General features: G+C 72.1%; 13 protein-coding genes and 2 pseudogenes. 7 read left to right on the top strand and 8 right to left on the bottom strand.

The window, feature by feature from the left end; genetic code table 11:
- Positions 1 to 18: 18 nt before the first annotated feature.
- The 3 genes from ACZ4Z2_RS31405 to ACZ4Z2_RS31415 form a co-directional block, all read right to left on the bottom strand.
- Positions 19 to 741 carry a PaaI family thioesterase gene (locus tag ACZ4Z2_RS31405; RefSeq protein WP_468080632.1) on the bottom strand — a complete coding sequence of 241 codons (723 nt, stop codon included), beginning with the start codon at positions 739 to 741 and terminating at the stop codon, positions 19 to 21.
- A 104-nt stretch (positions 742 to 845) separates the two neighbouring features.
- Positions 846 to 1,217 (bottom strand): ArsR/SmtB family transcription factor, encoded by a 372-nt coding sequence (locus ACZ4Z2_RS31410; protein WP_468080633.1) that lies wholly within the window; start codon positions 1,215 to 1,217, stop codon positions 846 to 848.
- A 213-nt stretch (positions 1,218 to 1,430) separates the two neighbouring features.
- Positions 1,431 to 1,805 carry a hypothetical protein gene (locus ACZ4Z2_RS31415; RefSeq protein ID WP_468080634.1) on the bottom strand — a complete coding sequence of 125 codons (375 nt, stop codon included), beginning with the start codon at positions 1,803 to 1,805 and terminating at the stop codon, positions 1,431 to 1,433.
- Between the two features lie 683 nt (positions 1,806 to 2,488).
- On the opposite strand from ACZ4Z2_RS31415, the gene ACZ4Z2_RS31420 reads away from it, so the two are divergent.
- The 6 genes from ACZ4Z2_RS31420 (at position 2,489) to ACZ4Z2_RS31445 (ending at position 9,161) form a co-directional block, all read left to right on the top strand.
- Positions 2,489 to 2,599: a keywimysin-related RiPP gene (locus ACZ4Z2_RS31420; protein ID WP_107102704.1), complete on the top strand. Its 111-nt coding sequence runs from the start codon at positions 2,489 to 2,491 to the stop codon at positions 2,597 to 2,599.
- A gap of 26 nt (positions 2,600 to 2,625) precedes the next feature.
- Positions 2,626 to 4,476, top strand: a complete 1,851-nt coding sequence (locus ACZ4Z2_RS31425) for a lasso peptide isopeptide bond-forming cyclase (RefSeq protein WP_468080636.1) — start codon at positions 2,626 to 2,628, stop codon at positions 4,474 to 4,476.
- A 29-nt stretch (positions 4,477 to 4,505) separates the two neighbouring features.
- Positions 4,506 to 4,760, top strand: a complete 255-nt coding sequence (locus ACZ4Z2_RS31430) for a lasso peptide biosynthesis PqqD family chaperone (protein ID WP_468080637.1) — start codon at positions 4,506 to 4,508, stop codon at positions 4,758 to 4,760.
- Complete coding sequence (locus ACZ4Z2_RS31435) at positions 4,757 to 5,194, top strand: lasso peptide biosynthesis B2 protein (protein WP_468080639.1); 438 nt, start codon at positions 4,757 to 4,759, stop codon at positions 5,192 to 5,194. Before ACZ4Z2_RS31430 ends, ACZ4Z2_RS31435 begins: the two co-directional genes overlap by 4 nt.
- A complete protein-coding gene (locus tag ACZ4Z2_RS31440) occupies positions 5,191 to 7,065 on the top strand; it encodes an ABC transporter ATP-binding protein (RefSeq protein ID WP_468080640.1) in 1,875 nt (624 codons plus the stop codon). The genes ACZ4Z2_RS31435 and ACZ4Z2_RS31440 overlap by 4 nt, the downstream gene beginning before the upstream one ends.
- A 122-nt stretch (positions 7,066 to 7,187) precedes the next feature.
- Positions 7,188 to 9,161, top strand: a complete 1,974-nt coding sequence (locus tag ACZ4Z2_RS31445) for an APC family permease (protein WP_468080642.1) — start codon at positions 7,188 to 7,190, stop codon at positions 9,159 to 9,161.
- Between the two features lie 48 nt (positions 9,162 to 9,209).
- Here ACZ4Z2_RS31445 and ACZ4Z2_RS31450 read toward each other — a convergent pair whose 3' ends face one another.
- The 4 genes and pseudogenes from ACZ4Z2_RS31450 to ACZ4Z2_RS31465 form a co-directional block, all read right to left on the bottom strand.
- Entirely contained in the window at positions 9,210 to 10,052 is an 843-nt protein-coding gene (locus ACZ4Z2_RS31450; RefSeq protein ID WP_468080644.1) for an RNA polymerase sigma factor SigF, read from the bottom strand.
- 151 nt (positions 10,053 to 10,203) lie between these two features.
- Positions 10,204 to 10,404 (bottom strand): annotated as a pseudogene (locus tag ACZ4Z2_RS31455) (glutamate synthase-related protein); the annotation flags it as partial.
- A gap of 179 nt (positions 10,405 to 10,583) precedes the next feature.
- Positions 10,584 to 11,819, bottom strand: a complete 1,236-nt coding sequence (locus ACZ4Z2_RS31460; RefSeq protein WP_468080645.1) for a PP2C family protein-serine/threonine phosphatase — start codon at positions 11,817 to 11,819, stop codon at positions 10,584 to 10,586.
- A 97-nt stretch (positions 11,820 to 11,916) separates the two neighbouring features.
- Complete coding sequence (locus tag ACZ4Z2_RS31465) at positions 11,917 to 12,363, bottom strand: ATP-binding protein (RefSeq protein WP_468080723.1); 447 nt, start codon at positions 12,361 to 12,363, stop codon at positions 11,917 to 11,919.
- A gap of 212 nt (positions 12,364 to 12,575) precedes the next feature.
- Here ACZ4Z2_RS31465 and ACZ4Z2_RS31470 point away from each other — a divergent pair, with 212 nt between their 5' ends.
- On the top strand, positions 12,576 to 12,938 hold the full coding sequence (locus tag ACZ4Z2_RS31470; protein ID WP_468080646.1) for an STAS domain-containing protein: 363 nt from the start codon (positions 12,576 to 12,578) through the stop codon (positions 12,936 to 12,938).
- Between the two features lie 48 nt (positions 12,939 to 12,986).
- Here ACZ4Z2_RS31470 and ACZ4Z2_RS31475 read toward each other — a convergent pair.
- A pseudogene (locus tag ACZ4Z2_RS31475) lies at positions 12,987 to 13,192 on the bottom strand (SAM-dependent methyltransferase); the annotation flags it as partial.
- Positions 13,193 to 13,469 lie beyond the last annotated feature (277 nt).

Here is a 13,469-nt window from a genome sequence, read left to right on the forward strand (position 1 = left end):
GTCGGTTCGCCGGTCGGTTCAGGGGGCGGGCCGGGGGTCGATCCACAGCGACTCGGAGGTGGCGCACAGGTCGCCCCCGGTCGTGGTGAGCGCGACGCCCATGGTGTGCTTGCGGCCCGTCTCCGACAGCAGCCACGCGTGCACGACGTACCGCTCCCCCGCGGCGACCGGGCGCAGGACCGTGCCCGTGAGGGAGGCGGTGACCGCGCCGGGGCGCTGGGTGCCGAGGAAGCGGCCCGCCCAGTGTCCCGGGCAGTCCAGGGCGCCCCAGACCAGGCGGGCCGGGAGCAGGCCGTCCGGGTCGGCGAAGACCGGGGAGGGGGTCCAGGCGGAGGCCACCACGTCGCGGCCCGGCACCGGTCCGCAGTACAGGCGGAGCCCCCGGTCGGCGGGGCGCAGGCCGCAGCCGAAGCAGTCGGCCACCCCCGGCGGCGGCGTCGCGCGGAACCTCTCCGCGGCGGCGGCCGCCTCGCCCCAGGAGGGCGCGGTCGGCACGTCGAGCGGCAGCTCGGCGGGGCGGGCGGAGGCGAGAGGCCGCTCGGCCTCGCCCAACTCCACGCCGCCGTCCGCCGTTTCGGCGATGCGTACGGGCGTGCCGACCGGCACCGGCCCGCGGAAGTCCACCCGTACCGTGCTCGCCGGGGACCTCTCCGCCAGCACGCCGGCGACATAGCCCCCGAAGGCCACTCCGGGGTAGCCGACGTACAGCTCCGGCACCACGATCGCGTCACTCGTCGTCATGATCCCCACTTCACCACATCCCGGGGACCGCACTCCGCCGACCTGCGGCACGCGGTACAGCCCCGGCTCGCCCCCCGACGAGTCGGACGCGCCGGTCGGCGGCGTCAGGCGTGACGGTCGGCTCCGCCCGGTGTGAGGGCCGGCTGGAACTCCGCCTGCTGGAGTTCCGCGAGCAACTCGCTCTGCCCGGCGAGTAATTCGGTCAGGATCCGGCGAGCGGCGCGCAGCAGGTCGGCCACGTCCCCGCCGGCGAGGGCGTAGCTGACGGTGGAGCCCTCCCGGATGGAGACGACGATCCCCGATCGGCGGAGCACGCCCAACTGCTGGGACAGGCTCGACGGTTCGATCTCGATCTCGCTGAGCAGGTCACGCACGGGGAGAGGGCCGCTCTGCAGCAGTTCCAGAACCCGGATGCGCACCGGGTGTCCGAGCATGCGGAAGAACTCGGCCTTGGCCTGGTAGAGGGGGACCTGCATGAGAATCGCTCGCTCCCTGCCGCGTTCGACGGGCTTTCTCTCGGCGGCGGCCCAGCTGCCACCGCGGACGGCTCGACGGGGGCCGACGCCGCGTGCTGCGTCAATCCTCGCCGATCCGGCCCCGTACACCCATGGCTTTGACCTCATCTGGATATTCCCAGTTGAAGAAGTCTTCAAGTCATGGGCATACGAGGCCGTGATACGCGGCATTTTCTATACGTGGAGATCCGCTCCGACGCGCTTGAGTTGATGGCGAGCCATGGCGAGGTTCGATTTGCCCCTGTCGAGTACGAGGTAGAGGAACAGGCCGTTGCCGGCGCGGCCCTTGAGCGGCTGGATGATGTGGTACTGACTGCCGAGCGTGATCAGCATGTCCTCGATCTCACCCGTGAGGCCCAGGTGCTCCATGGTGCGGGTCTTGGCCCGGATCACATCCGTGTTGCCCGCCGCCGCGACGGTCAGGTCCAGGTCTTTCCCACCCCCCATGGTGCCCAGCGCCATACCGCTCGTGTAGTCGACCAGCGCGGTCCCTAACGCGCCTTCGATCGACGTCATGATCTCCTTCAGCGAGATCTCCACATTGCTCATCCCGGCATCTCCTCCAAGTCACGGCGCGGAAGGGGCATCGCCCTTTCCGCCGGTGCAAGGACCCTACGAAGTGCCCACGAGGTACAGCGCTGTTGTTCGGTTGTTGTTCGGTACTGAATGCGTGAGCCATGAATTGCCGTATGCCATACCGCTTTTGACCGGACGTGTACACGGAGGAGCCGACACCCCGGACGAGACCGAATGCCACGGCTCCGCTCCGGCGAGACGGCGCCCTGCCCTCCGGTCCATGGCGCCGGCGAGGGAAATCGAGGGCAAATACAGGGAAGCGGCGCACGTCCCGGCCGCGAGAGTGCGCCCGGCGCCGCCGTCCGGGACAGCCGTCGAGCGCACCTTGGGATGAGGGGTGGGCTTCGGTGAGGCCCCAGGTCGCCGGGCGTCCGACGGGGGGCCGACGCCGGAACACCGGCAATCGACGGCCGTCCCGCGCACGCATGCGGAGAGGGGCGCACGCCCCCCAGGAAAGGGAATTGTCCATATTAGCTGAGCTTCGCGAACGCTCTTGCCCGAGGCTCACGGTCTGCAGCTTGCTAGGTGCTGCGCCACTTCCTGGCCGGGGCTCCCGATGAGCCCTGGGCGGACCGTCGGCATGCCGGGCAGTCCCGGAACCGGTCGGTCGGGGAGGTGGCAGGGAACCGCCATCTGGCGTGACGTGAGGAGTGGTCATGAAGAAGGCATACGAGGCACCGACGCTCGTCCGGCTCGGCACGTTCCGGAAGGAGACCGGGCTCCTCGGACGCTCGGGCAACGACCGGCTGATCCTGAGCAAGAACTGACGATCGACGGTCCTTGACCCGACGTCATGACTGAACTGCACGAAAGTGCGGGGACGGGCCCCGGCGACGCGCACTTCGCGGTCTTCACCGACCGTGCGGACGCGGCCGCCGTGGCCCGCTCCTTCGCCCGCCCCGGAAGCCGGACCCTCACGCACGCGTCGGGCCGGCCCTGGCTGGTCGGCCACTGGCACGACGACGAGGTCGTCACGGCGAGCGCCGGCACCGCCGCCCTCGCCGTGATCGGCTGCTGCCCCGTCGACGCCGACGAACTGCGCCGCAGAGCGGCGCGCTTACGGGACCTCGCCCAGGTCGACGCGCTGGCCCGCTCCCTTCCCGGCAGCTTCCATCTGGTCGCCGCCCTCGACGGACGGATCAGGGTCCAGGGCACGGCGTCCGGGCTCCGCCTGGTCTTCCACGCCGAGATCGACGGCGTGCGGGTGGCCGCCACCCGCGCCGACGCGCTGGCCGCCCTCCTGGGCCTCGACCCGGACGTCGAGGAGCTGGCCGTGCGGCTGCTCTGGCCCGCCCCCTACCCCCTGTTCGAGACGTCCCTGTGGCGTGCCGTGACCGCCGTACCCCCGCAGGACGCCCTGGTCGTGGCCGCCGACGGGCGGACCGCACGGCACAGCCGGTGGTGGTCGCCGCCGGAGCCGGTCCGGCCGCTCGCCGACTCGGCGCCGCTCGTGCGGGAGGCACTGCGGGAGGCCGTCGACGCCCGTACCGGGCGGGGCGGTGTGGTCAGCTGCGATCTGTCCGGGGGTCTGGACTCGACGTCCGTGTGCTTCCTGGCCGACCGCTCCCCCGCCCGCGTGGTGGCCAGTACGTGGCCGGGACGCGATCCGGCGGACACCGACCTGTACTGGGCGGAGCAGGCGATCGCACACCTCCCCGACGTCGAGCACGTGGTCTGGGACGCCGACGCGTCACCGCTCGTCTACGAGGACCTGCTCGGCATCGACGACCTGCTCGACGAACCCACCGTCGGAGTCATGGACCGCTCCCGGGTCCTGCACCACCTGCCGGGCCTCGCCGCGCGCGGCAGCCGGCTTCATCTGACCGGTATCGGCGGCGACCACGTGGCCTGGTGCTCCGAGGCCTACTACCACCGGCTGCTGCGCACCCGGCCGCTGTTCGCCGTACGGCAGTTGCGCGGGTTCCGGGCGCTGTGGCAGTGGCCGCTCGGCGGCACGGCCCGCGCGCTCGCCGACTCCCGGTCGTACCGGGACTGGCTCGCGGACTCCGCCGGCCGGCTGCGCGATCCGTCGCCCTCGTCCGTCGCGACGGGACTCGGCTGGGGCATGGCGCCCCGTCTCTTCGACTGGGTGACTCCCGAGGCGGAACGCATGGCCCGCCGGGCACTGCTGCGGGCGGCGGCGACGGTGTCACCGCTGCATCCGGACCGCGGTCTGCACAGCGACCTGGAGCAGATCCGGTCGTGCGCGCGCGTCATCCGGCAGTGGGACCGGATGGCGGCCCGCGCCGGACTGCCGATGGCCTCCCCCTTCCTCGACGACCGCGTCATCGAGGCGTGCCTCGCGGTCCGCCCGGGCGAACGGGTCACGCCCTGGCGGTACAAGCCCGTCCTGAGCGCCGCGATGCGCGGCATCGTGCCCGACGCCTGTCTGCGACGGGCCACCAAGGCCACCGCCTCCATGGACGCGTCGAACGGGCTGCGCGAACACCGGGCCGACCTGCTGGCCCTGTGGGAGGAGTCGCGGCTGGCGGAGCTGGGTCTGGTGGACGCGGCCGCGCTCCGCCGCCTCGCCCTGCGGCCCGCCTCGCCGGGCCTGTCCGACGCCATCCTCTACTCCACCATCGCCGCCGAGGTGTGGCTGCGGGGCCTCGCCCCCGGCCGCGCCCACGCTCCCCAGCCCTGACCCTCCGCCCCCATCAGAAAGGTCCTCACATGCCCCTGCGGTTCGGCGCCGACGTCTCCACGGCCGAGACCGACTACGGCACGGTACTGCTGGACGAACGGGCCGGCACCTACTGGGAGTTGAACCCGACCGCGACCCTCGTGGTCCGGACGCTGCTGGACGGGGGCGAGGAGGCGGACGCGGCCGCCGCCCTGGTCCGGGAGTTCGACATCGACGAGACACAGGCCCGGCGGGACGTCGAGGCGCTGGTACGGCAGCTGCGCGGCTCGGGGCTGGCCTCATGACGACGCCCAGCGCGCTGGAACGGCCCACCGGTGTGCCCGCGGCCCGGCGTCTGGCCGCCCGCCTCGTCCTGCTCCCGGCCGTCGCCCTCGCCCTCCTGCCACCGCGGCACATCCGCTCCGTCCTCGGCGTCCTGCGGCGCGGCGCCGCTCCCGCCACCGCCCGGCAGGCCGGCAACGCGCGCGACGCCATGTGCGCCGCCAGCCTGTACTGCGCGGGTCCCAAGGGGTGCCTGCCGCGCTCCCTGGGGGCGGCACTGCTGTGCCGGCTCGGCGGGACGTGGCCGACCTGGTGCACCGGCGTACGGGTCGTGCCGCCCTTCACCGCGCACGCCTGGATCGAGGCGGAGGGCCGTCCCGTCGGCGAGGGGGTGCCCGAGGGCTACTTCGCCCGGCTGGTGGCCGTGGCGCCCCCGGCTCCGCCGACGGACCGATGACCGGGGCGACGGTCACGAGCGGCGGCCGGGCCCCGGCCGCCGAGGGGAGCAGGTCCACCCGGGCGGCGGTGGCCCAGATGTACCGGCTCACCGCCGGGCACCGGGACGCCGTGGCCGTCGCCACCGTCCTGACCCTCGTCGGCTCGGCCCTGGGGCTGGCCCAGCCGCTCGTCGCCAAGCAGGTCGTGGACGCGAGCGGGCGCGGGCAGATCATCTGGCCGCTGCTGGCTCTGCTCGCCGCCCTGTTCGCCACCGAGGCGGCGACGGGAGCCGTGGGGGGCTTCCTGTTGGAGCGGATGGGCGAAGGCGTCGTACGGCAGCTTCGGCACGGGCTGGTGGGGCGGCTGCTCCGGCTGGAGATGAGGGAGTACGACCGCCATCGGCGCGGCGACCTCATCGCCCGCGTCACCTCCGACACCACCCTGCTCCGTGAGGTGGTGTCGCAGGCCCTCGTCGACCTGGTCACGGGAAGTCTCGTCGCCGCGGGGGCGATCGTCCTGATGGCGTGGCTCGACCCGCTGCTGCTCCTGCTGGTCGCCGTCACCGTCACCGCGGCGGCGCTGGTGGTGGGCTCGCTCCTCACCGGCATCCGGCGCGCGTCCGAACACATGCAGGACTCGGTCGGTGCCATCGCGGCCGACCTCGAACGGGCGCTCGGCGCCCTGCCGATGGTCCGCGCGCACTGCGCCGAGGAACGCGAGGCGGCGGGCATCGGCACCCGCGTGGAGGCGGCCTACGGGGCGGGGGTGCGCACCGCGAAGCTCGCGTCGGTCATGAGCCCCGCCGTCGAACTCGCCGTCAAGGGCTCCTTCCTCATCGTCCTGGTCGTCGGCGGTCTGCGCGTCAACGGCCAGGCGGGGTCCCTCGGCGACCTCGTGGCCTTCCTGCTGTACGCCTCCTACCTCGCCCTGCCGCTGTCATCCGTCTTCCACGCGGCGGGCCTCATCCAGCGCGGCATGGGCGCGTACCAGCGTGTCGACCGGGCGCTGCGGCTCCCGGTGGAACCCACCGGGCCCCTCCCGGACCTGGCCGCTCCACCGGTGCGGACGGTGACCGAAGCCCCCGCCCCGACGGTCGCGCCGCGCCCCCGGGCCGGGGTTCCCGAGCCCGGGCCCGCCCTCGCCCTGCGCGACGTGCACTTCGGCTACGCGCCCGGTCGGCCGGTGCTGCGCGGGGTGTCGTTCTCCGTCGCGCACCGGCAGCACGTCGCACTGGTGGGGCCGTCCGGAGCCGGCAAGAGCACGGTGTTCTCCCTGGTGGCGCGGTTCTACGAGCCGGACGCGGGCCAGGTGCTCTTCGACGGGCTGCCCGCCACACGGCTCACCCGGGGCGCGTGCCGCCGCCGTATCGCCGTCGTCGACCAGAACGCCCACGTCGTGCACGGCACGCTGCGCGACAACATCGCGTACGCCGTGCCCGACGCGACGGAGGCGGAGATCCGGCGGGTCATGGAACTGGCCCGGCTCGACGAGGTCGCCGACCGGCTGCCCGGCGGCCTGGACGCCGTCATCGGTGAACGGGGCAGCACCCTCTCCGGGGGTGAACGCCAGCGCGTGGCCATCGCCCGGGCGCTGCTGGCCCGCCCGGCGCTGCTCCTGCTGGACGAGCCCACGTCCCATCTGGACGCGATCAACGAGTCGGCGCTCACCAGGGTCATGAAGGACGTCGCCCGGGAGTGCGCCCTGCTGGTCATCGCGCACCGGCTCTCCACCGTGCAGCACGCCGACCACATCGTCCTCCTGCACGAGGGCCGCGCGGTCGCGGGCGGACGTCACGAGGAGCTGCTGGCCGGCAGCCCGCTCTACCGCGAGCTGGCGGCGAGCCAGATGCTCCGGCCGGGCGGGGCCGGCCGGGGCCGGCGCAGTCCTTAACGCGGTCTTGACGCCGCCTTGCCCCGTTTGCCATGGCCTTGGGTTCACTCCTTGCCTACGCTGATGCGGCGGTCTTCCGATGGCCGGAACTGTTCGTATCACCGCACGTCAGGAGCTCCTTCATGGCTGCCACGGAGGCCACCCGTACCATCCGCCTGCGCGCGTGGATGCTGGAGGGCCTGTCCGACCTGGGCAAGAACGGCGGCCGGCCCGCACCGCACGCACGGCCGGAGCCCGGACCCGGGGCGGAGTTCGCGCACCGGGGTCAGCCCTGGTGGCGGGTGATGTGTCTGACGGGCGTCGACTACTTCTCCACGCTCGGCTACCAGCCGGGCATCGCGGCACTGGCGGCCGGTCTGCTCTCCCCGATCGCGACGATCGTCCTGGTGATCGTCACCCTGGCCGGCGCGCTCCCGGTGTACCGGCGGGTGGCCGAGGAGAGCCCCCACGGCGAGGGCTCCATCGCCATGCTGGAACGTCTGCTGACCTTCTGGAAGGGCAAGCTCTTCGTTCTGACCCTGCTGGGTTTCGCGGCGACGGACTTCCTGATCACGATCACGCTGTCCGCCGCCGACGCCTCGACCCACCTGGTGGAGAACCCCCACCTGTCCCACGCCCTGCACGACAAGCAGGTCCTGATCACGCTCGTGCTGATCGCCCTGCTCGGCGCGGTGTTCCTCAAGGGCTTCCTGGAGGCCATCGGTGTCGCGGTGGCGCTGGTGGCGGTCTATCTGGCGCTGAACGCCGTGGTCGTGGCGACCGGTCTGTGGCACGTCGCCACCGAGGGCCATGTCGTCACGGACTGGTCGACCGCCCTCACCGCCGAACACGGCAATGTCTTCGTCATGATCGGTGTGGCGCTGATCGTCTTCCCCAAGCTCGCCCTCGGCCTGTCCGGCTTCGAGACCGGTGTGGCGGTCATGCCGCACGTGCAGGGCGACCCGGGCGACACGGAGGCGAACCCGGCGGGCCGGATCCGGGACACCAAGCGGCTGCTGACGGCCGCCGCCGTGATCATGAGCGTCTTCCTGATCTGCACGAGCTTCATCACCACCCTCCTCATCCCGGAGCAGGAGTTCGAGGCGGGCGGCAGCGCCAACGGGCGTGCCCTGGCCTACCTGGCCCACGACTACCTGGGCAACACCTTCGGCACGGTCTACGACGTCTCCAGCATCGCGATCCTGTGGTTCGCGGGCGCCTCCGCCATGGCGGGCCTGCTCAACCTGATGCCGCGCTACCTCCCCCGGTACGGGATGGCCCCGCACTGGGCGCGCGCCGTCCGCCCGATGGTGATCGTCTTCACCCTGGTCGGCTTCCTGGTCACCTGGATCTTCGACGCGGACGTGGACGCGCAGGGCGGCGCGTACGCGACCGGCGTCCTGGTCCTGATCTCCTCCGCCGCGATCGCGGTGACCATCGCGGCCCGCAAGGCCGGTCAGCGCACCTGGACGATCGCCTTCGCGATCATCTCGGCGGTCTTCCTCTACACGACCGTCCTGAACGTCGTCGAACGCCCCGACGGTGTGAAGATCGGCGCCTGTTTCATCGCCGGCATCGTCCTCGTCTCGCTCCTCTCCCGGTTGGCGCGCGCCTTCGAACTGCGCGTGACGAGTGTGGAGCTGGACGAGGTGGCGGAACGCTTCGTCCGGGACATCGCCCACCGCGGGATCCGCTTCATCGCCAACGAGCCCGACAGCCGGGACACCACCGAGTACCGGGAGAAGATCGAGCAGATCCGCCACGACAACGATGTCCCCGGGGCCGAGGACTGCGTCTTCGTGGAGGTGACGGTGACGGACCCCTCGGAGTTCGAGACGGGTCTGAGCGTCCGGGGCGAGGTGCTGCACGACCGCTACCGCGTGCTGACGCTGGAGTCCTCCTCGGTCCCCAACGCCCTGGCCGCGCTGCTCCTGCACGTCCGGGACAGCACGGGCGCCGTCCCCCACATCTACTTCGAGTGGACGGAGGGGACCCCCTTCGCCAACTTCCTCCGGTTCTTCCTCTTCGGCCAGGGCGAGGTCGCCCCGGTCACCCGGGAGGTCCTCCGCGAGGCCGAACCTGACCGGGCCCGGCGCCCGCGTGTGCACGTGGGCTGACGGGCGCCCGCCGGCCGGGCGCCCGCCGAGCCGTCCTGCTCGGGCGGGTCAGGCGCCGTTCAGCATGCCTTCGCGCAGGCGGGACAGGAGGCGGGAGATCAGACGGGAGACCTGCATCTGGGAGATGCCGAGGCGTTCGCCGATCTCGGCCTGGGTGAGTTCCTCCACGAACCGCCAGTGGATGATCTTGCGGTGGCGTTCGTCGAGTTCGGCGATCATCGGGGCGAGGGCGTGGAAGTCCTCGATCAGCCCGAAGGAGGCGTCCTCGTCGCCGATGAAGTCCGCCAGCGCCGACTCGCCTTCCTCGCTGCCGGTGATCGCCGCGTCCAGGGAGGCCGACCTGTAGCCGTTGGAGGCGAGCTGCGCCTCGACGACCTCGTCCTCCGGCAGGCTCATCAGCTCGGAGAGCTCCTTGGTGGTCGGCGTCCGGCCGAGGCGGCTCTGCAGTTCCTCGTTGGCGCGGGCGAGCTGGGCCCGGGCCTCCTGGAGCCTGCGGGGCACATGGACGGCCCACGAGGTGTCCCGGAAGAACCGCTTGATCTCACCGACGATGTAGGGGACCGCGAAGGAGGTGAACTCGACCTCGCGGGACAGCTCGAACCGGTCGATCGCCTTGATGAGGCCGATCATGCCGACCTGGACGATGTCCTCCATCTCCTCCGGCCCGCGGCTGCGGAAACGGCCGGCCGCGTAGCGGACGAGGGACATGTTCATCTCGATCAGTGTGTTCCGGGCGTACTGGTACTCGGGTGTGCCCTCCTCGAGTACCGCCAGCTGGTCGAAGAACAGCTTCGACAGCTCGCGCGCGTCCTTCGGCGCGACCTTCGAAGGGTCCGCGATCTCCGGAACGTCCGCCGTCCGTCCAGTGGTCTGTACGGCCGTCGCCATCATCCGCCCCTCCCAGTCGGTGCCCTCGTCCTCGCCGGCTTCGGTCCGGCAAGCACGCGCATACCCAGGCGTCCGACCCGCATTCCTGCGACCTCACGATTTTTTTTCGTGCCCGCTCGGCCCGCGGAGAACGCGGCGCGCGGAGGCTTCCAGGTCAGACGGTGAAGCGGTCCGGGTCGGCGGCACGCCAGAGCTGCGCCGGGTCGGTGACCCCCATGGCCGCCATGATCTGCGGGGCGCCGGCCACGGTGGCCTCCTGGAAACGCCGGACGCGGTCCGTCTTGTCCCGCACGTCGAGGGCGCGGGCCCGGCGGGGGTCCTGGGTGGTGACGCCGGTGGGGCCGGTGTGGGTGTGGCCGAGGGCCGGGTAGTTGCGCGGGACGGAGTGCCGGCGCTGTGCCAGGTCCCACGCGCCGAGCGCACCCACGCAGACGAGCGGAACGGCGACCGCCCACCAGTAGGGCGAGGAGATGACCGCTGCGGCCGAGGCCAGGCAGGCGGTCACCAGGGTCAGCACGACGACGGCGAGGCGTGTCACTCCCGCCGCCTTGCCCGCTCACCGGCGGTCATGCGCGGAGCCGCGCGGGAAGCGGTCTCCTCCGGCGCGGACCGGCGGTGGTCGCCGTGCCAGTCGAGGACGAGGACGGTGGCGTCGTCGGTGAGGTTGCCCCGGCAGGCGTCGAGGACCGCGCCCGTCAGTCGGCGCACGACCTCTCTGGGGTGCAGGGCGCGGGTCTCGTGGACGAGCGCGACCAGGTCGACGGCCGCGGCCCCGCGGTCCTGCATACCGTCGGTGAGCAGGATCAGGCGGTCTCCGGGGCGCAGGCGCAGTTCCTGGACGCGGTAGGGGATGGGCGCGGCGACGCCGAACGGCAGGTTGACGGCGAGGTGGACCTCTTCGACGGTGCCGTCGCGCAGCAGCAGGGGCCAGGGGTGGCCGGCGTTGACCAGCTCGCAGAGGCCGGTTTCGAGGTCGACGCACAGCAGCTGTCCGGTGGCCAGGCCGCAGTTGTGGCGCAGCAGCGCCTGGTGGGCCTGTTCGGCCTGCTTGAGGGCGTCGCAGCCGCTGCGGCGTGCCCGGCGGAGCGCGCCGACCAGGAGGGTGGCCAGCAGGGCGGAGTCCGTGTCGTGGCCCATGGCGTCGGTGATGGACAGGTGCAGGGTGTCGCGGTCGAGGGTGTAGTCGTAGGTGTCGCCGCCGATGTCGTCGGCGGGGACCAGTCCGGCGGCGAGGGTGAACTGGGCGGCCTCGCAGCAGGGCGCCGAGGGAAGCAGCTGGTGCTGGATCTCGGCGGCGAGGCTGGTCTCGGTGGTGCGCCGGCCCAGGTGGTAGAGGTCGGTGAAGCGGCGGTCCGTGACGATGATGTAGGCCAGCGCGTGGGCCGCGTCGCGGACCTGTCGCAGCACCGTGTCGTCCGCGGACTGGAGGGTCACCTCCAGCAGGCCGACGCAGTCACCGCGGTTGGTGACCGGTGTGACGACCCGCAGTCCGTCCTGTCCTTCCGGCTCCACGTGCTGGCGCTGGCCGCGGAGCACGCTGTCGTAGACGGTGCCGTGCAGGTCGATCGGCTCGGCGCGGTCCGCGACATCGCCGCCGGTCGCGGCGAGACGTACCAGCCGCTGACCGATGAGGTCGGCGAACAGGAAGGAGACATGCTCCGCACCGAACCGCTTCTGCAGATCGCGTGCCACCACGTCGACGGACTCACCGGGCGGTGCCGCCTCCGCGGCGGCAAGCAACTCGCCCAGTTCCAGGTCTCCACGCTCCACGACAACCTCCCATCGGCTGCCGCAACTTTTTCCCCGAGATTCGGCGACATCACCCGATGTGCGACACGGCACGGCGTCGCGACCGGTCGAATCGTCGCTACTGAGCGTGGCCGCCGGTGATGTCTCCGCCCAGCTCGTCGGGCAGGGCGATGCGGACGGTGATGCGTTTGCCGACCGGTTCCCGCCTTGCCTCGAAGCCGTGTGCGACGGCCATCACGATCTCCAGCCCGTGCTGCCCCACCCGTCCCGGGTCGGCGGCGCGGGCCACCGGCAGGACGGGATCGCTGTCCCACACGGCCACCTCGACCATCGCGCCGGAGATGCGCAGCTCCATCAGCACCGGGCCGGGAGCGTACTTGCGCGCGTTGGTGACGAGCTCGCTGACCACCAGTTGGGTCAGTTCCATCGCGCGCGCCGACACCGGCAGACCGTGCTCGACCCGGACACGGGTGAGGAAGTCAACCGCGCTGTGACGCGCCTGAGCGATGCAGGACCCGTCGCCGTCCAGGGCGACGGTGTCCTGGATCGGAGCGACGTCAGGCATCACACCGCCCTCGCCGTCAGGAACTGATTCCGCCGGGTCCACTTCAATCCCCCGTTCACCTGCCTGCGCGTACCCCGCACCATGGCTCACATGCTCCCTGAGATAGACCCAGGCATTGAACACCTGTTCGCCGTACCATCGTGGCAGGGTGTCGATGTACATCCTGTCGGAACCCGAGCACTCACCAGCGAGAGCAGTCGAGGACACGAGCGGTGACAGACACCCATGGAGCAGCCCGTCCGGACCGGCTGTCGATCGACCTCACGTCCGTCGACGGTGTCCGGGTGGTGATTCTGCGCGGCGAGATCGACCACACGGTCAAGGAGCAGCTCACCGAGGCGCTGCTGCCCGGCGGGGGCGCGGCCGTGCGGACCGTGGTCGATCTCGGCGGTGTGACCTTCATGGACTCCAGCGGCGTCAATGTCCTGGTCGCCGCCCATCACGAGGTGAGCGAGGCGCGGGGATGGCTGCGCATCGCGGGCGCCCGGGATCCCGTACGGCGGCTCCTGCACATGGTCGCCCTGGACCAGGTCATCTCCTGCCATCCCACCGTCGAGGAGGCCCTCGCCGCCTGAGCCGCGACCAGGGTTTCCACGGGCGGTTCGTTGGCGGCGGTCGTCCTCGGGCCGGTGCCCCCAGGCGGTCAGCATGCCGGCCGCCAGCGCGGCGCAGTCCTCGGAGCCCGGGTAGCGGACCGCCTCATGGGGCTGCCCGGCGTCAGGAGCGGCACATGGACTTCGTCCGCCACGGACCGGAGTCCCGCCGTCCGCGGCAGCCACGGGTACGACGGCACCCAGGAGGCATCGGTCCCGATGGCGGCCCGCAGCCCGGCGTGGCCGGCAAGCGGATGGACGTCGACGGCGCCGACGGGACCGCCGTCCAGACCTGAAGCTGCGGGACGGCGCCGACCAGTACCGGTCCGCCTGCACCGACGGCACCCTGCGCTCCCTGGGCAAGTGCCTCGACGCCGTCGGCAGCGGGACCGCCAACGGCACCAAGGTGCGGCTCTGGATGTGCCACGGCGGCGGCAACCGGAAGTGGGAGCCCTGCAACCCGGCGACGGAGCGGGGTGGCGTGCCGGTGGCACACCACCCCGCTGCGCTCGG

The sequence above is a fragment of the Streptomyces sp. NPDC030183 genome (genome assembly GCF_055573455.1).

What these genes read in the sequence shown, in the direction of transcription:
- ACZ4Z2_RS31410 (WP_468080633.1), bottom strand. Translation starts at nt 1,217, where the DNA reads ATGCAGGTCCCCCTCTACCAGGCCAAGGCCGAGTTCTTCCGCATGCTC.
- ACZ4Z2_RS31425 (WP_468080636.1), top strand. Translation starts at nt 2,626, where the DNA reads ATGACTGAACTGCACGAAAGTGCGGGGACGGGCCCCGGCGACGCGCAC.
- ACZ4Z2_RS31430 (WP_468080637.1), top strand. Translation starts at nt 4,506, where the DNA reads ATGCCCCTGCGGTTCGGCGCCGACGTCTCCACGGCCGAGACCGACTAC.
- ACZ4Z2_RS31420 (WP_107102704.1), top strand. Translation starts at nt 2,489, where the DNA reads ATGAAGAAGGCATACGAGGCACCGACGCTCGTCCGGCTCGGCACGTTC.
- ACZ4Z2_RS31405 (WP_468080632.1), bottom strand. Translation starts at nt 741, where the DNA reads ATGACGACGAGTGACGCGATCGTGGTGCCGGAGCTGTACGTCGGCTAC.
- ACZ4Z2_RS31435 (WP_468080639.1), top strand. Translation starts at nt 4,757, where the DNA reads ATGACGACGCCCAGCGCGCTGGAACGGCCCACCGGTGTGCCCGCGGCC.
- ACZ4Z2_RS31465 (WP_468080723.1), bottom strand. Translation starts at nt 12,363, where the DNA reads ATGCCTGACGTCGCTCCGATCCAGGACACCGTCGCCCTGGACGGCGAC.
- ACZ4Z2_RS31440 (WP_468080640.1), top strand. Translation starts at nt 5,191, where the DNA reads ATGACCGGGGCGACGGTCACGAGCGGCGGCCGGGCCCCGGCCGCCGAG.
- ACZ4Z2_RS31445 (WP_468080642.1), top strand. Translation starts at nt 7,188, where the DNA reads ATGGCTGCCACGGAGGCCACCCGTACCATCCGCCTGCGCGCGTGGATG.
- ACZ4Z2_RS31450 (WP_468080644.1), bottom strand. Translation starts at nt 10,052, where the DNA reads ATGATGGCGACGGCCGTACAGACCACTGGACGGACGGCGGACGTTCCG.
- ACZ4Z2_RS31415 (WP_468080634.1), bottom strand. Translation starts at nt 1,805, where the DNA reads ATGAGCAATGTGGAGATCTCGCTGAAGGAGATCATGACGTCGATCGAA.